The sequence below is a fragment of the Bacillus sp. F9_6S_D1_P_5 genome, assembly GCF_054823925.1.
Map to the genome: position 1 here is coordinate 1 of NZ_JBTREW010000019.1, position 23,231 is coordinate 23,231.

24 protein-coding genes are annotated in these 23,231 nt (G+C 36.3%); 20 read left to right on the top strand and 4 right to left on the bottom strand.

Translation table 11 applies throughout. The features are described from left to right. The coding region (locus ACUXEY_RS20740) for a transposase (protein ID WP_461301514.1) at positions 1-252 on the top strand (252 nt) is incomplete at its 5' end. Between the two features lie 256 nt (positions 253-508). After that, positions 509-2,665, top strand: a complete 2,157-nt coding sequence (locus tag ACUXEY_RS20745; protein WP_461301515.1) for a SpaA isopeptide-forming pilin-related protein — start codon at positions 509-511, stop codon at positions 2,663-2,665. A 31-nt stretch (positions 2,666-2,696) separates the two neighbouring features. On the opposite strand, the gene ACUXEY_RS20750 is transcribed toward ACUXEY_RS20745, so the two are convergent. Beyond that, positions 2,697-3,455: a TrmB family transcriptional regulator gene (locus ACUXEY_RS20750; protein WP_166704747.1), complete on the bottom strand. Its 759-nt coding sequence runs from the start codon at positions 3,453-3,455 to the stop codon at positions 2,697-2,699. 335 nt (positions 3,456-3,790) lie between these two features. On the opposite strand from ACUXEY_RS20750, the gene ACUXEY_RS20755 reads away from it, so the two are divergent. The 4 genes from ACUXEY_RS20755 to ACUXEY_RS20770 all read left to right on the top strand — a co-directional run bounded on the left by ACUXEY_RS20755 (position 3,791) and on the right by ACUXEY_RS20770 (position 7,692). Next, positions 3,791-5,791, top strand: coding sequence for a methyl-accepting chemotaxis protein (locus ACUXEY_RS20755; protein ID WP_461301516.1), 2,001 nt, complete (start codon positions 3,791-3,793; stop codon positions 5,789-5,791). 77 nt (positions 5,792-5,868) lie between these two features. Next, complete coding sequence (locus ACUXEY_RS20760; protein ID WP_001018860.1) at positions 5,869-6,171, top strand: MTH1187 family thiamine-binding protein; 303 nt, start codon at positions 5,869-5,871, stop codon at positions 6,169-6,171. A 48-nt stretch (positions 6,172-6,219) separates the two neighbouring features. Next, a complete protein-coding gene (locus ACUXEY_RS20765) occupies positions 6,220-6,465 on the top strand; it encodes a YusU family protein (protein WP_001290594.1) in 246 nt (81 codons plus the stop codon). 309 nt (positions 6,466-6,774) lie between these two features. Further along, positions 6,775-7,692 (top strand): proline dehydrogenase family protein, encoded by a 918-nt coding sequence (locus tag ACUXEY_RS20770; protein ID WP_048528283.1) that lies wholly within the window; start codon positions 6,775-6,777, stop codon positions 7,690-7,692. A gap of 22 nt (positions 7,693-7,714) precedes the next feature. Here the strand turns inward: ACUXEY_RS20770 and ACUXEY_RS20775 are convergent, their stop codons facing one another. Together ACUXEY_RS20775 and ACUXEY_RS20780 are read right to left on the bottom strand one after the other, a co-directional pair. After that, complete coding sequence (locus ACUXEY_RS20775) at positions 7,715-8,554, bottom strand: D-alanyl-D-alanine carboxypeptidase family protein (protein ID WP_429601920.1); 840 nt, start codon at positions 8,552-8,554, stop codon at positions 7,715-7,717. A 97-nt stretch (positions 8,555-8,651) separates the two neighbouring features. Further along, entirely contained in the window at positions 8,652-8,798 is a 147-nt protein-coding gene (locus ACUXEY_RS20780) for a YuzL family protein (protein ID WP_001096344.1), read from the bottom strand. 237 nt (positions 8,799-9,035) lie between these two features. On the opposite strand from ACUXEY_RS20780, the gene ACUXEY_RS20785 reads away from it, so the two are divergent. The 10 genes from ACUXEY_RS20785 to ACUXEY_RS20830 all read left to right on the top strand — a co-directional run bounded on the left by ACUXEY_RS20785 (position 9,036) and on the right by ACUXEY_RS20830 (position 19,963). Further along, positions 9,036-11,417, top strand: coding sequence for a 3-hydroxyacyl-CoA dehydrogenase/enoyl-CoA hydratase family protein (locus ACUXEY_RS20785; RefSeq protein ID WP_461301517.1), 2,382 nt, complete (start codon positions 9,036-9,038; stop codon positions 11,415-11,417). A gap of 21 nt (positions 11,418-11,438) precedes the next feature. Continuing rightward, positions 11,439-12,611 carry an acetyl-CoA C-acetyltransferase gene (locus tag ACUXEY_RS20790; protein WP_166704743.1) on the top strand — a complete coding sequence of 391 codons (1,173 nt, stop codon included), beginning with the start codon at positions 11,439-11,441 and terminating at the stop codon, positions 12,609-12,611. 144 nt (positions 12,612-12,755) lie between these two features. Continuing rightward, on the top strand, positions 12,756-14,540 hold the full coding sequence (locus ACUXEY_RS20795; RefSeq protein ID WP_208326615.1) for an acyl-CoA dehydrogenase family protein: 1,785 nt from the start codon (positions 12,756-12,758) through the stop codon (positions 14,538-14,540). A 139-nt stretch (positions 14,541-14,679) separates the two neighbouring features. Beyond that, complete coding sequence (locus ACUXEY_RS20800) at positions 14,680-15,402, top strand: MBL fold metallo-hydrolase (protein ID WP_461301518.1); 723 nt, start codon at positions 14,680-14,682, stop codon at positions 15,400-15,402. Positions 15,403-15,405: 3 nt separating this feature from the next. After that, on the top strand, positions 15,406-15,963 hold the full coding sequence (locus ACUXEY_RS20805; RefSeq protein ID WP_461301519.1) for a TetR/AcrR family transcriptional regulator: 558 nt from the start codon (positions 15,406-15,408) through the stop codon (positions 15,961-15,963). 461 nt (positions 15,964-16,424) lie between these two features. After that, complete coding sequence (locus ACUXEY_RS20810; protein ID WP_166704739.1) at positions 16,425-17,138, top strand: CPBP family intramembrane glutamic endopeptidase; 714 nt, start codon at positions 16,425-16,427, stop codon at positions 17,136-17,138. A 144-nt stretch (positions 17,139-17,282) separates the two neighbouring features. Continuing rightward, positions 17,283-17,468: a hypothetical protein gene (locus ACUXEY_RS20815; RefSeq protein WP_001180555.1), complete on the top strand. Its 186-nt coding sequence runs from the start codon at positions 17,283-17,285 to the stop codon at positions 17,466-17,468. A 13-nt stretch (positions 17,469-17,481) separates the two neighbouring features. Then, the gene (locus ACUXEY_RS20820; protein ID WP_001002985.1) at positions 17,482-17,730 is read left to right on the top strand and encodes a spore coat protein; all 249 of its coding nucleotides are present in this window, start codon (positions 17,482-17,484) and stop codon (positions 17,728-17,730) included. A 246-nt stretch (positions 17,731-17,976) separates the two neighbouring features. Further along, positions 17,977-18,927, top strand: a complete 951-nt coding sequence (locus ACUXEY_RS20825; RefSeq protein ID WP_461301520.1) for an L-lactate dehydrogenase — start codon at positions 17,977-17,979, stop codon at positions 18,925-18,927. A 22-nt stretch (positions 18,928-18,949) separates the two neighbouring features. Then, the gene (locus tag ACUXEY_RS20830; protein ID WP_461301521.1) at positions 18,950-19,963 is read left to right on the top strand and encodes a PTS transporter subunit IIC; all 1,014 of its coding nucleotides are present in this window, start codon (positions 18,950-18,952) and stop codon (positions 19,961-19,963) included. A 55-nt stretch (positions 19,964-20,018) separates the two neighbouring features. Here the strand turns inward: ACUXEY_RS20830 and ACUXEY_RS20835 are convergent, their stop codons facing one another. Further along, the gene (locus ACUXEY_RS20835; protein ID WP_166704737.1) at positions 20,019-20,666 is read right to left on the bottom strand and encodes a phosphatase PAP2 family protein; all 648 of its coding nucleotides are present in this window, start codon (positions 20,664-20,666) and stop codon (positions 20,019-20,021) included. A gap of 143 nt (positions 20,667-20,809) precedes the next feature. Here ACUXEY_RS20835 and ACUXEY_RS20840 point away from each other — a divergent pair, with 143 nt between their 5' ends. The 4 genes from ACUXEY_RS20840 (at position 20,810) to gcvH (ending at position 23,140) form a co-directional block, all read left to right on the top strand. Then, entirely contained in the window at positions 20,810-21,337 is a 528-nt protein-coding gene (locus ACUXEY_RS20840) for a hypothetical protein (RefSeq protein ID WP_461301522.1), read from the top strand. A gap of 241 nt (positions 21,338-21,578) precedes the next feature. Beyond that, the gene (locus ACUXEY_RS20845) at positions 21,579-21,821 is read left to right on the top strand and encodes a DUF3937 family protein (protein WP_461301523.1); all 243 of its coding nucleotides are present in this window, start codon (positions 21,579-21,581) and stop codon (positions 21,819-21,821) included. Between the two features lie 528 nt (positions 21,822-22,349). Continuing rightward, positions 22,350-22,715, top strand: coding sequence for an arsenate reductase family protein (locus ACUXEY_RS20850; RefSeq protein ID WP_000218968.1), 366 nt, complete (start codon positions 22,350-22,352; stop codon positions 22,713-22,715). Positions 22,716-22,756: 41 nt separating this feature from the next. Beyond that, positions 22,757-23,140, top strand: a complete 384-nt coding sequence (gene gcvH, locus ACUXEY_RS20855; RefSeq protein ID WP_000026896.1) for a glycine cleavage system protein GcvH — start codon at positions 22,757-22,759, stop codon at positions 23,138-23,140. The last annotated feature ends 91 nt before the right edge of the window (positions 23,141-23,231 follow it).

Sequence of the window (23,231 nt, forward strand, 5' to 3'; positions counted from 1 at the left end):
GTACGTTGTTCAACTATAGAGCGAAGCTTTGCGGATGCCAAAGAGCTACATGGCTACCGCTATGCCCGGTTTCGAGGGCTGAAGTCTGTTCAAATGCAAGCTTACCTCACCGCTGCTTGTCAAAACATGAAAAAAATAGCCCTCCATCTAACCAAAAAGGGGTTAGTGGCGGGCTATTTTTATAAAGTTTATGATTTTATATGGTTTTCTTTCATTAAAATCATAAATATTCCAGAGTGTTGGGAACCCTAAAGGGTTTCCCAACACTCTGTAAAAAAGGCACTTATAAAGTGCCTTTTTATTATTTTTAAAAATTTTAAATATGTGACATTCATTTGTCAATAGCAGCAGGAGAACAAACAATTTTAATGTTGCTTATTACTTTGAAACTTTCTCAACAATTCGACAAGATAATACAAAAAAACCACCTATTCTCTTTTTTTCACTATAAGTACAATGAAACAGTAAGATTGCTTCATGTAGAAATTTATATATGGTGGTGGAGAGAATGAAACGAAAGATGGTAGGGAAATGGTTTAGTTTTTTAAGTGCTCTTATTATTTTATTAGGAATTGCAATGCCACAAGTAAAGGCAGAAGTAATGAACAGAGAAACATATAAAATGGATTGGAGTTATAGTAATTCGAAACATCGTGAAATAAAGACAGAAATAATTAAAACGGCTTCGGGGAGTATTGCGTATTGTTTAACGCCTGATTTGCGTTCTCCAAATGGAGAGGATTTGCCTGAAATGGGGAAAACATCTGATGCCGTATATCGTGTTTTATTAAATGGATATCCTCAAAAAAGCCCATCTGAATTAGGGGTAGCGACAGTAGAAGAAGCGCATTATGCTACACAATTAGCGGTATGGATTGCAGCAAATGAATTAACGGTAGAAGATTTAGTTGCAAAAAATGAACGAGTACATAATCTTATGAAGCGTTTAGTAGAGGCTTCAAAAAAAGAAACTGGATCACAAGATGTATTCTTTAAAGTTAATCCTGTAGACACACAAACTGCTACACAAAAAGGAGAGTATTTAGAAACAGGATTTTATGCGATTCAAACGAATTCAGTTTCTGGCTCTTATACAATTCTTCCTGAAGGTGCTCCTAAAGGGATACGAATTGTAAATGAACAAGGGGAAGAGAAAACTACATTATCAATTAACGAAAAATTCAAAATCTTAATCCCGAAAGATACGAGTAGTGGTAATTTTAAAATGAAAGTGAAGTCTACTTTAACAAATTTACAAGCAATAGCTTTTAAAGGATCGGAAAAAGTTCAAAATACAACAGTATTGTTACAAAGAAATAGTGAGAAAATCAGTACAGATTTAGTTGTAAATTGGGAATCAGTAGGCTCTTTAAAGATTGTGAAATTAGGAGAAAAAAAGCAATTATTAAAAGGAGCGGTGTTTGAAGTTTCTAATGAAAACTTTAAACAAAATGTCACGACTACTGATAAGGGGATTGCGGAGCTAGGGAATCTTCCAATCGGTATATATAGCGTCAAAGAAATTCAAGCGCCAGCTGGATATGTGTTAGACGGAAGTATTAAAAAAATTGAAGTGAAAACTGGTGAAACTGCTGTATTAGAGTTGAAAAATGAAAATATAAAAGGTGAGTTAGAAATAACGAAAGTAGATATAGCGGATGGGAATACGAAACTACCAAATGCAGAGTTTACAATCTACAACGAACAAGGGAAAGAAGTAGTAAAAGGGAAAACGGATGAAAAAGGTGTAGCGAAATTTAAACTACCATACGGAAAGTACACGTATAAAGAAATAATAGCGCCGAATGGCTATGTAATAAATGAAGAGACATTCGCATTTGAAATAAAAGAGGATGGAGAAATTATTAAACATATCGTTCAAGATAAGAAAGTAGAAGGTGAATTAGAAATAACGAAAGTAGATATAGCGGATGGAAATACGAAACTACCAAATGCAGAGTTTACAATCTACAACGAACAAGGGAAAGAAGTAGTAAAAGGGAAAACGGATGAAAAAGGTATAGCGAAATTCAAACTACCATACGGAAAGTACACGTATAAAGAAACAATAGCGCCGAATGGCTATGTAATAAATGAAGAGACATTCGCATTTGAAATAAAAGAGAATGGAGAAATTATTAAACATATCGTTCAAGATAAGAAAGTAGAAGGTGAATTAGAAATAACGAAAGTAGATATAGCGGATGGGAATACGAAACTGCCAAATGCAGAGTTTACAATCTACAACGAACAAGGGAAAGAAGTAGTAAAAGGGAAAACAGATGAAAAAGGTGTAGCGAAATTTAAATTATCATACGGAAAGTATACGTATAAAGAAACAATAGCGCCGAATGGCTATGTAATAAATGAAGAGACATTCGCGTTTGAAATCAAAGAGGATGGAGAAATTATTAAACATATTGTGAAAAATAAGAAAGAAGAAAAGACATCACTTCCTTCTAAGCCAAATAAGCCAACACCGAGTGGAGAAGTGAACCCCTCCGCTGATGTGAAGCCAATGCAACAACCTAATACTCATAATGAAGTGCGTTTACCAGCTACTGGCGGCGTTGGCAATGAATTTACGGTTTTATTCGTTTTAGGAATTGGTTTTATTATTGCTGGTGCTTATGTGTTAAGGATGAAAAATAGAAAAGAAATGTAGAAAAAAACGCCTTGTAATAGAGGCGTTTTTTTTAGTATCTCAACTTCCTCAACAAACTCTTAATTTCCTCATCTTGCATAAAGAGATCCAGATGCTTCTCTGTAATTTTTGCAAGTGCAACGTCGTGATAGAAAAATTCTGTAAAGAACTTTACGAAAGGTTGCGACATTGTTTTCATTGCTTGCCATGAATCTTGCTCTACACCAGCAAATAAAATTTCACGGTCGTCAACGATGAGCAACAAGTAGCGCTCTAATGCATTAGGTTCTTCTGTTGGGATTAGAAAATGCATGTTGTCTAACTCTGTTTCTACTTTTCCAACTATAAGCGATTCAAGTTTGACGCCTTGTTTCGCCTTTTCTTCTAATGAAGGAAGATATTCTAAAAGAGTATCGTTCCAAGCTGAAATGCGAATCGATTCTTTTGCACTTTCGATAAGTTCTTTACTTTGAACGCGAATAGAAGATTGCATTTTTAAGCTCCATACACGGTCATCTGTAAATGATTTTTGCGATATAGTTGTCTCTAATTCTTTAATATTGGATTGAAATTCTGTCGTTAATTTTTCAATTGCTAGCTTGAGTGGTAATGCTGTATACAGCTTTTTCTTTTCTGAAACAGAATCCATTACCATTCCTTTATCGATCAGGCGTGCTAGCACTTCATATATTTTTGCTTTTGGAACACCAGAGTGCTTCACAATTGTTGTAGCATCTAGTGGTTCGTTGCTTGATACGACAACTTCATAAGCTTGGCTTTCATATTGTGAGAAACCGAATTTTTGTAACATAGTTCCCTCCGAACGAATGAGATTATCCCACATTAACGGGCAGTAAGACTCCCGCCTCAAAATTTGGCTGGAGCAAAGGGGTTAGGTGGGAGGCGGGCTGCCCGTAAATGTCCGATTGGTGAAGGCTAACAATCAGTGGGAAGAACAAAACCCCACTGATTAAAGTTTCACTTTATATAGCTTAAGGATAATGAACTATTTGTTTTTACACAAGTAGTAGGTTTTCTAATGAGATTGAGTTGAGAATTAATTTCAATTTTTTAATTTTATCCATTATACTTAATATAGTGATTAATACGATTACAATACAACGAGAAGGGGATGCTTGGGGGAAGATGTTGAGAAGTTTACGTTTAAAAATTGCGGTAGTATTTTCGGTGCTTATTTCTATGATGTTCGTAATATTAGGTACAGCTATGTATCAATTACAGAAAGAGAAGGAAGTGCGCTCCTTAGACCAGTATTCTCAAAATACGATGGATCTTGTGACAGAGCAGTTAACTGCATTTATGCAGCGAATTGAAGAAGATATGGGGCATTATGGAAGTCATGATGATATTCAAAATATGCTACAAGATGGAGTTACTCTAGAAGAAGAGAGCTTTATTTTAAAAGAGTTTTCAAGATTTAAAAAGAACCATCCTGATATTTTAGATGTATACATTGGAACGAAAGATAAAAAAACGTTGAGTGCAAATCTTGCTGACGGAGGAAAAGTACCAGAAGGGTATGATCCAACGAGTCGTCAGTGGTATAAAGCATCAGAATCTGATACAAAATCGATTATTTGGGGGCAACCACAATATGAAATCGCGACAGGTAAGTTAAGTATTGGGGTTTCAAAAGCTATTGTCGGACAGGATGGTTCAGTATTAGGGGTAGTAGCAATGGATGTATCATTAGGAACAATTCAAAAGCTACTCCATAATATTCAATATAATAATGGCGGAGAAATGTTTATCGTAAATGATAAAAATATTGCCATTGTATATCCAAAGCAAGTAGGAAAAGATGTTTCAAAAGAATCACTTGTAAAAAGTTTAAATAAAGATGAAACAAAATTTGCGGTGACGACATTAGGCGGGAACGATGTAGTAGCCTATAGTCAACTGTTTGATAAGATGAAATGGAAAATTGGGATTGTTTATCCGAAGGACACGATTGATGGGCTATTAAATAGTACGAGAAATACAGTCCTTATAATGGCATGTATTAGCTTATTAGTTGGAATCGTAGCTTCATACTTGTTCTCAAGAAGATTAGCAAGACCACTGCAACTATTAACGAATCACGTTCAAAAAGTAGCAGAAGGTGATTTAACGTTGCAAATGAAAGTGACAAGTAAGGATGAAGTTGGAGAACTGACGAACCATTTTAATCATATGGTTGAGCAAATGAATGAAATGGTAAGCAAAATTAAAAATAGTGTATCAACCGTGCAACAATCAACGAATAATCTACATTATTTAACGAATGAAACTGTAGCAGCTAGTAGAGAAGTGTCAGGCGCAATGGATGATGTGAGCGGAGGAGCGTCTACTCTTGCTAATAGTGTCGATGAAGTTTCAGAGCAGCTCGAGAATATGGCAGAGTCAGTGGAACAAATGAATAACTCTGTTGGGGAAATAAAAGGTGTGGCTGGCAAAGCTGAAGAGGCATCTAAGCAAGGGTTAAATACGATGCGCAATTTAGTTCGTACGAGGAGCCAATCCTCTTCGATTGTTGTTCATACAGAGGAAGCATCCGGAAAGTTAGAGCAAAGAGTTGGGTCGATTCAAAATGTTGTAGAGCTTATAAAAGGTATTTCGGATCAAACGAATTTACTTGCTTTAAATGCTTCAATCGAGGCGGCACGTGCGGGTGAACAAGGTAAAGGCTTTGCTGTTGTTGCGGAAGAAGTTCGGAAATTAGCGGAACAATCAAAAGAAGCAACAGTAGAAATTGCGACGATGATTGGTGATGTACAAGTAGAGGTAAGAAGAGTTGTAGAAGTTGTAAGTAAATTGAAAGACATTGCGGATATACAAAATAAAGTTACGACAGAGGCAGAAACGGAATTCCGCACAATTATGTCAGTTGTAAATACGATTAGTACGTCAGTGGAACAAATTGTAGCAGAGGTACATAACATCGGTCACGAGCAAGGAGAAATTACAGCGGTAATGCATACAATTGCTGGTACGAGTCAAGAAAGCGCAGCTGTTTCGGAAGAGGTAAATGCTGCAACTGAATCTCAAGTGAATCATCTAGAGAAGGTAGCTCATACGATGGAAAGTTTGACGGAGCATATGAGAGACTTAGAAAGATTAGTTGAGCAGTTTAAAATAGAGGAATAACAAATTAGTAAAATGATGAGTATTTCGGTAAAATAGACAATGGATATATAAGAAGCAATTATAGGAGGAAGACTACTATGGCAATTGTTGATGTATCGATTATTCCAGTTGGAACGGGTAATCCAAGTGTTAGTGAATATGTAGCAGAAGTACAAAAGGTGTTAGAGAAAAATGCAGATCGCGTGAAATATCAATTAACACCAATGAATACAATTATTGAAGGAGATCTTCCTGTCATTCTAGAAGTAATTCAACAAATGCATGAAGTTCCATATACGAAAGGTGCGCAGCGCGTTGCGACAACAATTCGTATCGATGATCGTCGTGATAAAGTAAGCACAATGGAGAAGAAATTAAACTCTGTTCGATCAAAATTATAAAGAAAAGCAGCGATTTTCGCTGCTTTTTTCATATAGGAGGTAGATAAGATGAGTGAAAAGTTTAACGAACAATTTGACGGGTTGTTAGAGAAATACACGGAACTATTACTTGGAGAGAGCAATGAAGAGAGAAAAGAACAGGTGCAGAAGTGGGCACTGTATTCTTACATAGCCAAGACAATGCCGGCTTTAGTGAAGCATTGGAATGAAACATATCCTGATGCGAAAGAAGAGATGGTACAGTTAATTACAGATATTAAAAGGCTGAATGAAGAGAAGAGAAATGAGCAATAAAAAAATCGAGGTAAATATAATCTCAAGTTTTCTGTATTAATATCCTTATATAATTTACATGGAATATAAAGGGTTTTATAAGCATGTCGAATATTTTCGACATGCTTATTTTGTGCCTAGTAAACTCCATTTTTCTAAATGTCGAAAAATATTTCAGGCATATTTATAAGCGAGAATATAGGGTTTTAAATGTTTTTATAGTATTTTATAAATTATCTAAATAATTATTTGTATCCAATAATTTTAAACAATGATATAATTTTGAAGAGGGGTAAAAAACAGATAAATTAAGTCATAGGGGTGAATTACATGGAACAATTAATGCGAAATTCGTTTCTTTTCTTATCTAAAAATAAAGCGCTAACAAAACTGGCTAAAAAGTACGGTTTACGCTTTGGTGCAGGTCGCTTTGTCGCAGGGGAGACGATTGAATTAGCGACAGCAGCTATTAAACAATTGAACAAGCAAGGACTTTGTGTAACAATCGATTATTTAGGGGAATTCGTTGATAATGAAGCGGAAGCAAATGAAATGGCTAACCAATCGATTGAAGCGATCCGTGCTATTGGAAGAGAAGGTCTTGATTCGCAACTTTCTTTAAAAATGACTTCTATGGGATTAGATATCTCTGATGAAATCGTAATGAACAATATGCGCCGTATTTTGGAAGCTGCAAAAGAAAATGGTGTGTTTGTTACTATTGATATGGAAGACTATACACGCTGCGGAAAGACAATTGATATCTTTAAACAGTTAAAATCTGAGTATGATAATATTGGTACAGTTATTCAAGCTTACCTATATCGTACAGAAAAAGATATGGAAGAATTAAATGCTTATAGTCCTAATTTACGTCTTGTAAAAGGAGCTTATAAAGAGCCTGAAGAGGTAGCGTTCCCTGATAAGAAAGATGTAGATGATAACTATAAAAAAATTATTAAAATGCACTTATTAAATGGAAATTATACTGCAATTGCTTCACATGACGAAGCGATTATTGAATATACGAAAAAACTTGCCGAAGAACACAACATTCCAAGAGACCAATTTGAATTCCAGATGTTATATGGTATTCGTAATGAGCGTCAACTTGAGCTAGTAAAAGAAGGTTACAAAATGCGTGTTTATGTACCTTATGGAAACGACTGGTATGGCTACTTCATGCGTCGTCTAGCAGAGCGTCCAGCAAACGTTGCGTTCGTATTAAAAGGTATGGTTAAAAAATAACCAAGGAGACAATACTCCTTGGTTATTTTAATTGCTGAAATGCGTAATGTGCCATTTTCTTCGTATCAGGATATAGCTGGGTGCGAGTAGAAGATAATACAACATTAATGACGCGTTTACCGTCTTTCTCATCCACTGTTACGACCGTATATTTTCCGAGTGCTGACAGACCGCTTTTACTTCCAATTGCATATGGATCGTCATATAGTTCTTCTCGTCCATAGTTTGCGATGTTTGGAGATCGTTCTGAAGTATGTAGAGTTGTACGTGTTGAATTCATATATTCTAAAACAACTGGGTACTTTAATGCTTCTTTCGTAATCATAGCAATGTCATATGGTGATACTTTATTTCCGAGTGCATCAGCACCACTTGCGTTTTTAAAAGTTGCATGCTTTGTACCAAGTTCCTTCGCTCTAGCATTCATCATTTTTACAAATTCATTTTTTGATCCTGCAATATGTTCTGCGATAGATTCAGCTATTGGGTCTGCACTAATGATAAGCATAAGTTTTAATGCCTCATCACGCTTTAACTTTTCCCCAACACGAAGTTTAATTTTCTTACTTTGACTTTCTGTTTTAATTGCATTCGCTGTAACTGTAATTTCTTCATCTTCTTTTACATTCTCTAGTAAAAGAAGGGTTGTCATCATTTTGGCTATACTAGCCGGATAAGAGCGTTCGTCTTCTCGTTTTCCATACAAAATTTCACCTGTGTCTGCATCGATTGTAATGGCGTATTGCCCAGTGATACTAGGTTGATCGGCTCTTACAGTTTGCTGTCTTTGTGCGTAAGAGAAGAAAATCATCCCTGTAAATAGTGTAGCAATCATTACAATCATAACTATCGTTCGTTTCATCATCGTTCCCTCTTTTGTTTTCCATATGTACAAATAAATTGGGCAGAAAAAGCAGCCATTACCCATTATGCCACGTTTTCTGCCCAAAAATATACCGTTATTTTTCGCCCATATTATGCTTCTTATATTGTTGGTTATTACCTTGACGGCCCTTTTCCACACCGTGATTATGCGGACCTGCATTTCCAGTTACGCTTGCTGCACTAATTCCAGCCTTTGAAGGGTTCTTCTTAAGTTTTGCCATATTTATTCCTCCAGTTTCGTCAGATTATAAAAAGGAAAAGTGTATTTGAGTGAAGAAAATACATACATATAGCATGGGCAAATAAAAGAAATATATTTATTTCAGAAAATTTTATCAATAAATATATTGCGAAAATTCAAACTGTATCATATATTTATTAGTAGAGGCTCACTCATTGATTGCGACTTATGTCGAAAAATTGAATGAGCATTCATTCAAGAATAGGGGGAGAATTGGATGTTCCAAATTAAAAAGGCTGCTGTTCTAGGTTCAGGCGTAATGGGTTCAGGGATTGCGGCACACTTAGCTAATATTGGTATTCCGACATTATTGCTTGATATTGTACCACCTGCGCTAACAAAAGAAGAGGAAGCGAAGGGACTTACATTAGAACATAAAAGTGTGAGAAATCGTTTTAGTAATACGGCACTGCAAAAACTATTAAAGCAAAAACCAGCTCCTCTGACAGTGAAAGGAAACCTAGCACTGATTGAAGCAGGTAACTTAGAAGATGATCTTGAGCGTCTAGCTGATGTAGATTGGATTATTGAAGTAGTAGTTGAAAACTTAGATATTAAAAAGAAACTATTTGAAAAAGTAGATGCTGTTCGTAAACCGGGTTCTATTGTAAGCTCGAATACGTCAGGCATTTCAGTTGAAAAAATGGCAGAAGGTCGTTCAGACGACTTCCAGAAACACTTCTTAGGCACACACTTTTTTAACCCACCACGATATTTAAAACTTCTAGAGGTAATACCGACGAAAGAAACAGATCCACAAGTATTAAGCTTCATGAAACTATTTGGCGAAGACGTTCTTGGAAAAGGCGTTGTTATCGCAAAAGACACACCAAACTTTATTGGAAACCGCATCGGTACGTACGGTTTATTAGTAACTCTTCAAGAGATGATAAAACGCGGTTATAGCATTGGGGAAGTTGATTCTGTAACAGGCCCGCTTATTGGTCGTCCGAAGAGCGCAACGTTCCGTACATTAGATGTTGTTGGTTTAGATACATTTGTACACGTTGCAAATAACGTATATGAAAACGTACAAGAAGAAGAGCGTGATGTATTTAAAGTACCAGCTTTCATGCATGACATGCTTGATAAAAAATGGCTTGGAAGCAAAACAGGTCAAGGCTTCTTCTTAAAACAAGGAAAAGAAATTTTAGAACTAAATCCTGAAACGATGGAATACGAAGCTCGTAAAAAATTAAAAGCTGCATCTATCGAGTTAAGTAAACAAGAAAAAGGTTTATCGAATAAATTGAAAGCGCTTGTATATGCGAAAGACCGCGCAGGAGAGTTGTTATGGAACATCATCACACCGACTCTTTTATACTCTGCAAAGCTTCATAAAGAAATTGCTGACGATATCGTTGCAATTGACCAAGCGATGAAGTGGGGCTTCGGCTGGGAGCAAGGACCATTTGAAGTTTGGGATGCAATCGGCGTTGAAAAATCCGTTCAAAAGATGGAAGAAAACGGCGTAGTTGTTCCGACTTGGGTGAAAGAAATGTTAGAGAAAGGTTTCACTACTTTCTACAAACATGATAACGGAGATAGCTACTATTACGATAATGGCGAATATAAGCTAATTGAGCGTAATAAAAAGGCGATTTCTCTTAAACAATTAAAAGCAAAAAATGGTGTATTAAAGAAAAATAGCGGAGCGAGCTTAATCGATTTAGGCGACGGTATCCTTTGCTTAGAATTCCATTCGAAGAGCAATGCAATCGGTATGGATATTACGCAAATGATTAACTACGCTGTTGATGAAGTAGAAAAGAATTATAAAGGTCTTGTTATCGGTAACCAATCGAAGAACTTCTGCGTTGGTGCAAACCTAGCAATGATCTTAATGGAAGCGCAAGATGACAACTACTTTGAAATTGAGTTGGTTGTGAAAAACTTCCAAGATGCAATGACGAAAATTAAGTACTCTTCTAAGCCAGTTGTAGCAGCACCATACGGTATGACGCTTGGCGGAGGTACAGAAGTTTGCTTACCAGCAGCTAGCATTCAAGCTTCTAGTGAAACGTATATGGGCTTAGTAGAAGTTGGTGTTGGCTTAATCCCTGGCGGAGGCGGTAATAAAGAGCTATACATTAAACACTTAAATAAAATGCCAAACGGTGTAGAGTTTGATCTGCAAAAAGTTGCGAATAAAGTATTCGAATCTGTAGCGATGGCGAAAGTTTCTACATCAGCACAAGAAGCTGTATCGAACAACTTCTTAGGCGATAAAGACGGTATTAGTGTGAATGGTGATCACTTACTATATGATGCGAAACAGAAAGCACTTGCTTTATATGAAGCTGGCTATAAAGCGCCAATCCGTAAAAAGATACCAGTTGTTGGTGAAACAGGATATGCAACTCTTGTACTTGGTGCAGAAGCAATGCATTTATCAGGTTACATTTCTGAACATGATCTTCACATTGCGAAGAAACTTGCATATGTCATCGCAGGCGGAAAAGTGCCGTACGGAACAGAAGTTGATGAGCAGTATTTATTAGATGTAGAACGTGAAGCATTTATTAGCTTAGTAAGTGAGATGAAATCACAAGCAAGAATGCAGCACATGCTTGTAAAAGGAAAGCCATTACGTAACTAATAACGAGGGGAGATATCGTTCATGAGAGAAGCTGTCATTGTTGCGGGAGCAAGAACACCAATTGGAAAAGCAAAGAGGGGTTCATTAAAAACAGTTCGTCCTGACGATCTAGGGGCGTTAGTAGTAAAGGAAACGTTAAAGCGTGCGAATTATGAAGGACCAATCGATGATTTAATTTTCGGTTGTGCGATGCCAGAAGCAGAGCAAGGTTTAAATATGGCTCGTAATATCGGCGGATTAGCAGGACTTTCTTATGATGTTCCAGCTATTACAATTAACCGTTACTGTTCTTCAGGGTTACAAAGTATCGCTTACGGAGCAGAGCGTATTATGCTTGGTCATTCGGAAGCTGTATTATCAGGCGGAGCGGAATCAATGAGTTTAGTTCCGATGATGGGACACGTTGTTCGTCCGAATAGTCGCCTTGTAGAAGCGGCTCCAGAATATTATATGGGTATGGGACATACAGCAGAGCAAGTTGCTGTGAAATATGGAATTTCTCGTGAAGAGCAAGATGCATTTGCAGTAAGAAGTCATCAACGCGCTGCGAAAGCATTAGCTGCAGGTAACTTCGCTGATGAAACAGTATCTGTAGATGTAACGTTACGTACTGTTGGATCAAACAATAAACTGCAAGAAGAAACAATCATTTTCGCACAAGACGAAGGTGTAAGAGCAGAAACGACGCTAGACATTTTAGGTAAACTACGTCCAGCATTTAACGTTCGCGGTTCTGTAACAGCTGGTAACTCTTCACAAATGAGTGACGGTGCAGCATCTGTACTATTAATGGATCGTGAAAAAGCAGTGAGCGATGGCATGAAACCACTTGCGAAATTCCGTTCATTTGCAGTAGCTGGCGTACCACCAGAAGTAATGGGAATCGGACCAATCGCAGCAATTCCAAAGGCGTTAAAATTAGCTGGTTTAGAGCTATCGGATATTGGCCTATTCGAACTAAATGAAGCATTCGCTTCTCAATCGATTCAAGTTATTCGTGAACTTGGTTTAGATGAAGAAAGAGTAAACGTAAACGGCGGTGCAATCGCACTTGGACACCCACTTGGCTGTACAGGAGCAAAACTAACACTATCTCTTATTCACGAAATGAAACGCCGCAACGAACAATTCGGTATCGTAACAATGTGTATCGGCGGCGGAATGGGAGCAGCAGGAGTGTTTGAATTACTATAAAAAAAGTGGAGGCGGCTCGCTCAGAATGAGACGTCACCAATGCAAAGAATGGAAGCAACCAAGGTTTATAAAAAATAAAATTGAGAGCCAGCTTCTTTCAAAACGGAAGAAGCGGCTCATGAAAATATGAAGGAGGAAATTTTCATGGAAAAAACAGTAGGAAGTGCGGTTAAAGGCGGTAGCTTTTTAGTTGATGAGATTACGATTGATCAAGTGTTTACGCCAGAAGATTTTTCATCTGAGCATAAAATGATTGCAAAAACGACAGAGGACTTTATCGTAAATGAAGTTCTTCCAGAGCTTGAATATTTAGAGCAACATGAGTTTGATCGTTCTGTTCGTCTTTTAAAAGAAGCTGGGGAACTTGGTTTATTAGGCGCTGACGTACCAGAAGAGTACGGTGGAATTGGTCTTGATAAAGTAAGTTCAGCGTTAATCGCAGAGAAATTCTCGCGCGCTGGTGGTTTTGCAATTACTCACGGTGCTCACGTAGGTATTGGATCTTTACCAATCGTGTTATTCGGTAACGAAGAGCAAAAGAAAAAGTATTTACCACTACTTGCAACTGGTGAGAAATTAGCTGCATACGCATTAACTGAGCCAGGTTCAGGGTCTGACGCATTAGGTGCAAAAACAACTGCACGTTTAAATGCAGAAGGTACACATTACGTATTAAATGGTGAAAAACAATGGATTACAAACTCTGCATTTGCTGACGTATTTATCGTGTACGCAAAAATTGATGGAGAGCACTTCTCAGCATTTATCGTAGAGAAAGAATATGCTGGCGTATCTACAAGCCCAGAAGAGAAGAAAATGGGTATTAAATGTTCTTCAACTCGTACGTTAATTTTAGAAGATGCATTAGTACCGAAAGAAAACTTACTTGGTGAAATCGGTAAAGGCCATATTATCGCGTTCAACATTTTAAATATCGGCCGTTATAAATTAGGTGTTGGTACAGTTGGATCTGCGAAACGTGCAGTAGAAATTTCAGCACAATATGCAAACCAACGTCAACAGTTCAAACAACCAATCGCTCGCTTCCCATTAATTCAAGAGAAACTTGCGAATATGGCAGCGAAAACATATGCAGCTGAAAGCTCTGTATATCGTACAGTAGGTTTATTCGAAAGCCGCATGAGCACATTATCTGAAGAAGAAGTGAAGGATGGTAAAGCAGTAGCAGCTTCTATCGCTGAATATGCAATCGAGTGCTCTTTAAACAAAGTATTCGGTTCTGAAGTACTAGATTACACAGTAGATGAAGGTGTTCAAATTCACGGTGGTTACGGATTTATGGCAGAGTACGAGATTGAAAGAATGTACCGTGATTCTCGTATTAACCGTATTTTCGAAGGAACGAACGAAATTAACCGCCTAATCGTACCAGGTACGTTCTTACGTAAAGCGATGAAAGGTGAATTACCACTTCTTCAAAAGGCACAAAAATTACAAGAAGAGTTAATGATGATGATGCCAGAAGAAGTAGGCGATGAGCCATTAGCACTTCAAAAATATTTAGTAAGTAACGCGAAGAAAATCGGCTTAATGGTAGCTGGATTAGCTGCTCAAAAATACGGTAAAGCATTAGATAAAGAGCAGGAAATTCTTGTGAATATCGCTGATATCGTAAGCAACTTATACGCAATGGAGTCAGCTGTTCTTCGTACAGAGAAAGCGATTAAAACAACTGGTCTTGAAAAGAATAAACAAAAAGTGTTATACACTGAAGTATTCTGCCAAGAAGCATTCAACGAAATCGAAGCAGATGCGAAAGAAACACTTATCGCAGTTGAAAACGGCGACATGCTGCGCATGATGTTATCATCATTACGTAAATTAACTCGCCACACACCAATTAACGTAATTCCGAAGAAACGTGAAATTGCTGCGAAAATTTTAGAAGATGAGCGTTACACAGTTTAATATTTTTAAATAACAGTAGTCGTTTATACGACTACTGTTATTTTTTTCTGAAAAAAATAAATTTTTAGTGACATAAAACTAATACCATTAGTATAATAAAACTAATGGTATTAGTTTTCGTGAAAAGGGAGATGGAAATATGAGAATGATACATGAAAAAACGGTATATCAATTGTCATTTTTGCCAAGAGTGTTTCCAGTGAATTGTTACTTTGTGGAGGAAGAAGATGGTTTAACTTTAATTGATGCGGCTTTGCCGTATAGCGCAAAAGGTATTTTACAGGCGGCTGAGAAAATAGGGAAACCAATTACTAACATTGTATTAACACATGCGCATGATGATCACATCGGTGCATTAGACGCATTAAAGGAAGTACTCCCTAATGTTCCAGTCTATATTTCTAAGCGGGACGCAAAGCTGTTAGAAGGAGATACGACGTTACAAAAGGATGAACCGAATATACCGATAAAAGGCGGTGTACCTAAAAAGGTAAAAACGGTACCTGATGTTTTATTAGAAGATGGCGACCGAGTTGGATCGCTTCTTGCAATTATGACACCTGGACATACACCAGGCTCCATGTCATTTCTTGATGTGCGAAATAAAGCTCTTATTGTCGGGGATGCATTTCAAACAAGAGGCGGTATGGCTGTTTCGGGACAAATGAAATTTTGGTTTCCGTTTCCTGCGATGGCAACGTGGAGCAAAGAAATATCATTACAAAGTGCAGAGAAGCTAAGCGAATATGAGCCTTCCTTGCTTGCGGCAGGACATGGGAAAATGATAAAGAATCCAGACACTGTCATAAAACTTGCTATTAAGGAAGCTAAGCGGAATATAGAAAGTAGAAAAGAGGATTAATTTATGTCACCAAGAATCGGACTTACATTACAGAAAATTGTAGAAACAGCGGCAGAAATTGCAGATACAAATGGAATACAAGAAGTAACGTTAGCTTCATTAGCGCAAACATTAGGGGTACGTTCACCCTCGCTATACAATCATGTGAAAGGTTTACAAGATGTACGGAAAAATCTTGGTATTCACGGAATAAAACAGCTGCATAACAGATTGGAAGAAGCTGCTGAGGGTAAATGTATGGATGAAGCAATTCACGCTTTAGGAGAAGCGTATGTAGCATTCGTACGTAAACATCCTGGACTGTATGAAGCAACTTTTTTACGAGATGAAGAAGTAAGAAAAGCAGGTGACGGGATTGTAAAGCTTTGTCTGCAGGTGTTACAACAGTACGGCTTAGAAGGGGAAAATGCACTTCACGCGACACGTGGATTCAGAAGTATTTGTCATGGATTTGCGTCTATTGAACAGCAAGGTGGATTTGGTCTACCATTAGATTTAGATACAAGTTTACATGTATTATTAAAAACGTTTATTAAAGGATTACATGTGATGCGAAAGTGAATAGGAAGCGAGACAACCAAAAACCTTAGAAGCAATTCTAAGGTTTTTTTGTGCATATGATTCGAAAAGAATGGTAGGCTTTTTCTCATGAAATGATATCATTTTACAGGTTTGAAAAATGTATATATCGCTAAGAAAAAGCAAACGAAACTGAATACGATGGGATCTTGATAGGGACTAGGTTCAGAGCCCTTCTGGATTTCTGTAAGGAAGTCGTGGGTTTTCATGTTTATTGCTCCTTTAACTAATAATTTTTATAGGATGTGAGGGTTACGGTGGATAGGAATTGTTTTTTGAAATTTCATATAATAATTATTGCATAGCAATCCTATTCCTAAAACTATAAAATTTTCATAATATGTAAAATTGCATATTATTCTTTTTGAAATTTTTGTTATATTATCTTTATATTTAAATTAAAGGATTTTATTGAGATAAATGAGAATAACTGGAGGGATACTGTGAGTAAAACAGTGTTAGAAGCGTATAGTGCGGAAAGAAAAATAGAGAATATAACATATAAAAATCTATTTGTAATGATAGCAATGATTATAGGGATTTCACTCCTAGGAGGATTATTCCTTGGTTTAGCCTTTGAGATTTATGGAGAAGAAGCATTAAGTACTAAATTAGAAGGATATTATTTGCTCTTATTCGATGCATCTGTTGTTGCGATCGTTTTATTAGCTTATAAACCGGTTTTTCATTTTATTAAATCTATTTGGGATTTATCCGTTTTGAAGAGTGGGCAGACATATTTATATCTATTAATTGGTTTTATTGTCATTGCAGTATCACAATATTTAATGTTACATGTGTTTAGTTTTGAAAGTGCAGCAGAACAAAAGGAACAATTAGGGAGTTTAGGGCTTCAAAATAGCATACAAAGTATTATATATGTGTTAAGTGTTGCTATCATTACACCGGTTAAAGAAGAAATTTTATTTCGAGGTATTTTATATCGATTTTTAGAAAAGAGATATAATTTTTTAGTTAGTATCATTATTTCTTCCTTCATTTTTGGAATTCTTCATGAAGGTCTTCTAATTACGGCAACGATTATGGGAATGGTATTTGCAATGTTATACAAAAAGACGCAATCTATTATACCTAGTATTATGTTACACATTGTATGGAACTTACTTGTGAGTATAAGTATGATTGTATCTCTATAAAAATAAATACATACAAAATAAAAGATGAATGGCTCAGCTATTCATCTTTTATTTTGTATGCACGTGAAAAAATTAATTCATGTATACAATCAAAAAATAGCTAAATACTAACAGTGAACGAATAAAGAAAGGTAGGAGTATTCTATGCAAAATTTAACAGAGCTTGAAGTAGAAAATTTACGTCATTTAATTGGTGGACACGCAACAATTATTAACAAGTTGGAGCAGTATGCACAGACGTGTACGGATCCACAACTGAAACAAATGCTACAAAAAGATGCGCAAGATGCGCGAAATACGAAACAGCAATTAATGACTTTCCTAGGATAGGAGGAAGCGGAACATGAATGAAAAAGATATGGTAAATGATTATTTAGCAGGATTAAATGCAAGTTTAACAAGTTATGCAAATTATATTGCTCAGTCTGATAATGAACAGTTACATCAAACGTTAATTCAAATTCGTAATCAAGATGAGATGCGTCAACGTAATATGTATGAGTACGCAAAGCAAAAGAGTTATTACAAACCGGCAGCACCTGCTAACCCAATGATTGTACAGCAATTAAAAGGCCAATTAAGTGCAGAATAATGGGATGAAAAAACGGGCGAATGAAGTCGCTCGTTTTTTTCTTTTGTGTATGTCAATAAATATATAATAAATATTTTTCCAGTTGTAACAAATATGACGAAAATGGAATATAACAATTCACAAAAAGGACAAAAACTTTGTTCAATATTTCACAAAGTATCCATGGTTTCTATCGTGGGAACCTCTATAATTAGGAGTGTAAAGAACAAAAGAAATAGATTATATGATCAATTAGGAGAGATTGCCATGAAACGAAATACAAGAAAAATTGCAATTATCGGTACTGGATTAGTTGGATCAAGTTGTGCATATTCCATTGTAAATCAAGGCATTTGCGAAGAACTATTATTAATTGATATAAATCATGAACGTGCAGTTGGGGAAGCAATGGATTTATCACACTGCATTAACTTTACAAATACAAGAACAAAAGTATATGCAGGAAGCTATGAAGACTGTAAAGATATGGACATCGTTATTATTACAGCAGGACCAGCACCAAAGCCTGGGCAAAGTCGCTTAGATACTTTAGGAGCGAGTGCGAAAATTATGGAAAGTGTTGTTGGCGGTGTAATGGAAAGTGGATTTGACGGTATTTTCTTACTTGCATCGAACCCAGTTGATATTATTACATATGAAGTGTGGAAATTATCTGGATTACCTAGGAATCGTGTAATCGGTACTGGTACATCACTAGATTCTTCTCGCTTACGAACAATTTTATCTGAAATGTTACATGTAGATCCTCGTAGTATCCATGGGTATTCATTAGGAGAACATGGTGATTCTCAAATGGTTGCTTGGTCTCACGTAACTGTTGGTGGAAAGCCAATTCTACAAATTTTAGAAGAGAAAAAAGACAAATTTGGTGAAATAGATTTAGATGAAATTGTTGAGAAGACTGCAAAAGCTGGATGGGAAATTTATAAGCGTAAAGGAACTACTTATTACGGAATTGGAAACTCTCTAGCATATATTGCGAGTTCAATCTTTAACGATGATCACCGTGTCATTGCTGTATCAGCTATTTTAGATGGTGAGTACGGTGAATATGATATTTGCACAGGAGTACCAGCTATTATTACTAGAGATGGTATAAGAGAAATTGTAGAACTAAATTTAACAGAGGATGAAGAATCTCGATTCGCAAAATCAAACGATATTTTACGTGATTATATGAAAACAATTGGTTACTAACTTATAGGAGAAGGTGAAACAAATGAAGGAATATATAATGTCTCGTGTATTTAAAGCATCAGCTGGAATCGCACAAGGTATTTTCGTATCCCTTGGAATTGGTTTACTAATCGAAAATATAGGAAGAATTGTTGATATTCCGTTGCTTATTACAATCGGAGTTGTTGCAAAATCACTTATGGCACCAGCCATTGGTGCCGGAATTGCTTTTATGCTCGGTGCAAATGGACTTGTAATCTTCTCGGCTATGGTAGCTGGAGCGATTGGTGCCGGATCCATTTCAATTACTGAAGCAGGTCTAATTATTAAAACAGGTGAGCCAATCGGTGCATTATTAACAGCGACTTTAGCTGTATATATTGGTAAACGTTTAAGTGGAAAAACTGCGTTAGATATGATGCTCGTTCCATTTGCGGCAATATTAGGTTCTGGTTTAGTAGGTATTTGGTTATCTCATAATATTACTCCTGTTTTAAATACAGTTGGAGCGTTTATTAAAGATAGCTCAGCTGGTAGCCCGTTCATCGCATCTATCGTCATTGCAGTCGTTTGGGGACTATTACTTATCTCTCCAGCTTCATCAGCTGCGTTAGCGATCGCACTTAGCTTAGACGGTGTTGCAGGTGGTGCTGCTCTTGCCGGATGCGTCGCTCAGTTTATCGGATTCTCTGTTATCTCAGCGAAAGAAAACAATTTAGGTGGCATATTAGCTCAAGCACTTTGTACTCCGAAAGTACAGTTGCCAAATATCACTAAAAATCCAATGATTCTCGTTCCAACTGTCGTCGCCAGTGCTATAGTCGGTCCAGTATCCGCATTAATTTTCCAACTGGAAGCAGGAAAGGAAATTGCAGGTCTTGGATTAAGTTCTCTTATCGCACCAATTAATTTAATTTCCAGCCAAGGATGGGAAGTTCTCCCGGCGATGGTAATTACTTATATCGTCATTCCAGTAGCTGTTGCTTATATACTTTACATTGTTCTTAAAAAAGCAGGTCGTATTCATTCTGGTGATATGACTGTACCGCAATCTTAAATTGAAAATCTCCTTTTATATAGAGAAAAGCAGACTGGAAGCCACAGTCTGCTTTTTACATTTTGTGATTTTGTTTTACTGGAACACGTACTGTTTCTTTTGCTAGTAACAGCTGAACGCCGAAGTACAGTATGCTTGCAAGCGTCATTCCAGAAATGGCGTCTACAAATGCATGTTGCTTCGTAAATAGCGTTGATAAAATAATAAGCGTACCGAAGAAGGTAAGAATGTAATATTCAAAAGCATGTTGTTCTCTACGTCTAAAGGCAGCTAACATAATGATAAAGGTAGTAAGAACGTGAATGCTAGGGAAACAGTTTACCGGTTGATCGATACTATAAATATAGCGGACTAGTTCGGAAAATACGTCTGATCCAACGACTGTTGGACGTGGTACAGTTGTCTGCCAAAAATAATAAATAGAAAAACAAGCAAGTTTTCCAAGAATGATACTACTTAAAGTGACATAATATTGTTTTCGATCCGCAAAGCAGTAATAAATAAGTGCGCCGTATAAGTAAGGAAACCAAAGTAAATAAGGAATAATAAATGCTTTCACAAATGGAATCCAATCATCTACTACAGTTGTGACATCTACTGCGTGTACAGTAGATTTATTTAATACATCGTAAAGGGGACTTACGAGTACGAGTAGAAGTATATAACTTAACGGAAGAAAAGATGAAAGTTTAAATTTCTTCATGATAATCTCCTATGTTTAGTAATGTAAGTAAATTCAATTGATTATAATATAGAAACGTAATTTGGGCTATCGATTTTACTTACATTTTCTTGAATTAACCTTACGTTTTTGTCACTTGACTGAAAAGAAGGGGAGGGTGCTATATGAAGCGTTTATCGTATTTCTTATTTTTTATATTGATATGCCTAGTGGGTGCTGGGTGTGCAAAGGATAAAGAAGGAGATAAATTAGAATATAACGGAAGAGCACTCGTAATTGGAGTTGTTGGAGAAAAACCGAAAGATACGTTTAGGAATATAAAGTTTGAGGAAATGAAGTTAGAGGACCTGGAAAAGAAATCTAAGGAAGTGGATGGTTTTCTTGTCATGAAAAATCACTTTCAAGAAGCCTCAACAGAGCAGTATAAAGATGTATTTTCATCGCTAAAGAAACCAGTGTTTTTTATCGGTTTACAAGATAAATCATATTCAACGTTTATTACAAAAGGGATAGAGTATAACAGTGCCCGAAAAGATGTAAATGCTATGTATACGCAAGGGTTTGCAAATATCGGAAGTGGTGAAGGACAACAATGGGCAGTTGGTTTATCGAATGGTGGAAATACTGAAGAAAGTATTCATAATATGTATATCGTCGTATTTCAAACAATTGCAGATTATTTGAATAGATGAGGAAGGAGCCTGTATAAGAGGCTTTCCTTTATTTCGCATGCAGGAATCGGTTACATAGTGGGTTCAACTGATGCCATTGTTTATGAGGTTACTAATCGAAATTATGGAATACTGTAAATACAATATGCAAAAATGCATATTGTATTTATTTGGATATTACGTATGTTAAAATTAAATATAGAGATTTTTATATGTAATGAACTGAAATCAGAAATATCCAATGAATTTTGAGAGGTGTTACATGTTTACAAACAAGAAATTAATTCGATTTGGTCTAACATTACTTGTATGTTTATTTGTAATTGATTTTACAATCAGTTATTTTCAAGCATATCTTGAATCAGCGGCAGGTATTAAATGGGTAATATCAGAAACTTGGAGAACTATTTTGTTAGATGCCCCTGAAAGTATATTAGTTATTTTAGGCGCAATTGCTTTATATGATTTCACAAAAGAAACATCTCCAAAAGACGCATCCATTTAAATGCGTCTTTTTTCTTTGCAGTAATTTCTTCAACATCACGGAATACTCTCATTCTTACGGCCAAAATCGTTAGTTCCTTTTATATGTACGTCTTTGTCATTTAAAGTGTTTCCGGGTTTTGTGACTATAGGCTGAAATGGTTAAATAAACGTTTGTTTAAGATGTATGTTCGGTAGGAATAAATTGATGCAGCTCAAGGGTTAACAAAGAAAAATGAGGAGTTAATCAAACGTTTGTTTAAGATGTATGTTCGGTAGGAAGAAGTCGATGCAGATCAAGGGCTAATGAAGAAAAATAGGGATTTAATCAAACGTTTGTTTAAGATATATGTTCGGCGAGTGATAAGAGAAGAATCTAAAAAAATTATATATTTATTTTTTCTTAACAAATGGCGGAAAAATAAGAAAAATCAGCAGGATTATTAAAAATTATCACGAAATAAGTAAAAGTTTAGCGAATAATCGTTTGAAATAATAAAACGTTTTCTATATGATAAAGGTAAAGGTTAGTAAAAAAGTAGGTGAATTTATGACAGTAACATTTTATTCATATCCAAAGTGTGGCACATGTCAAAAAGCAAAGAAATGGTTTGAGGCAAACGATGTAGCATATGAGATGATTCATATTGTTGAAAATCCACCATCAAAAGAAGATTTACGTAATTTACATGAAAAAAGTGAATTACCATTAAAAAAATTCTTTAATACAAGTGGAATGCGTTACCGTGAACTTGGTCTGAAAGATAAGTTAAAGGATGCAAGTGAAGACGAAATGTACGAGCTTTTAGCATCTGATGGCATGTTGATTAAACGTCCAATTGTAACAGATGGAACGAATGTAACACTTGGTTTTAACGAAGAGCAGTTTGAAAGTGTGTGGAAAAAGTACCAATAAGGTATTTTTACATAATTAATACATTCACTGGAGGTACAGTCATGAGCATTCCAAATAATTTACGTTACTCTGAAGAACACGAATGGGTAAAAACTGAAGGTAATGAAGTTGTTATCGGTATTACTCACTTTGCACAAGGTGAGCTAGGCGATATCGTATTCGTTGAACTTCCTGAAGTAGGTGCAACAATCGAAGCTGACGAGCCATTCGGAAGCGTAGAATCTGTTAAAACGGTTTCTGAGTTATACGCACCTGTAAGTGGTAAAGTTGTAGCAGTAAACGAAGAATTAAGTGACCAACCAGAACTTGTTAACGAATCTCCATACGAGGGTGCATGGATGGTTAAAGTTGAACTTTCTGATGCAAGCCAAGTTGAGAAGTTATTAACTGCAGAAAAATATGCAGAAATGACAAACCAAGACTAATTATAGTCGACTAAAGGACAGCCTTTGTGCTGTCCTTTTTTATTTTGTGAAAAATAATGAACGTGGAATCATATACTAATTATCGTGTAGG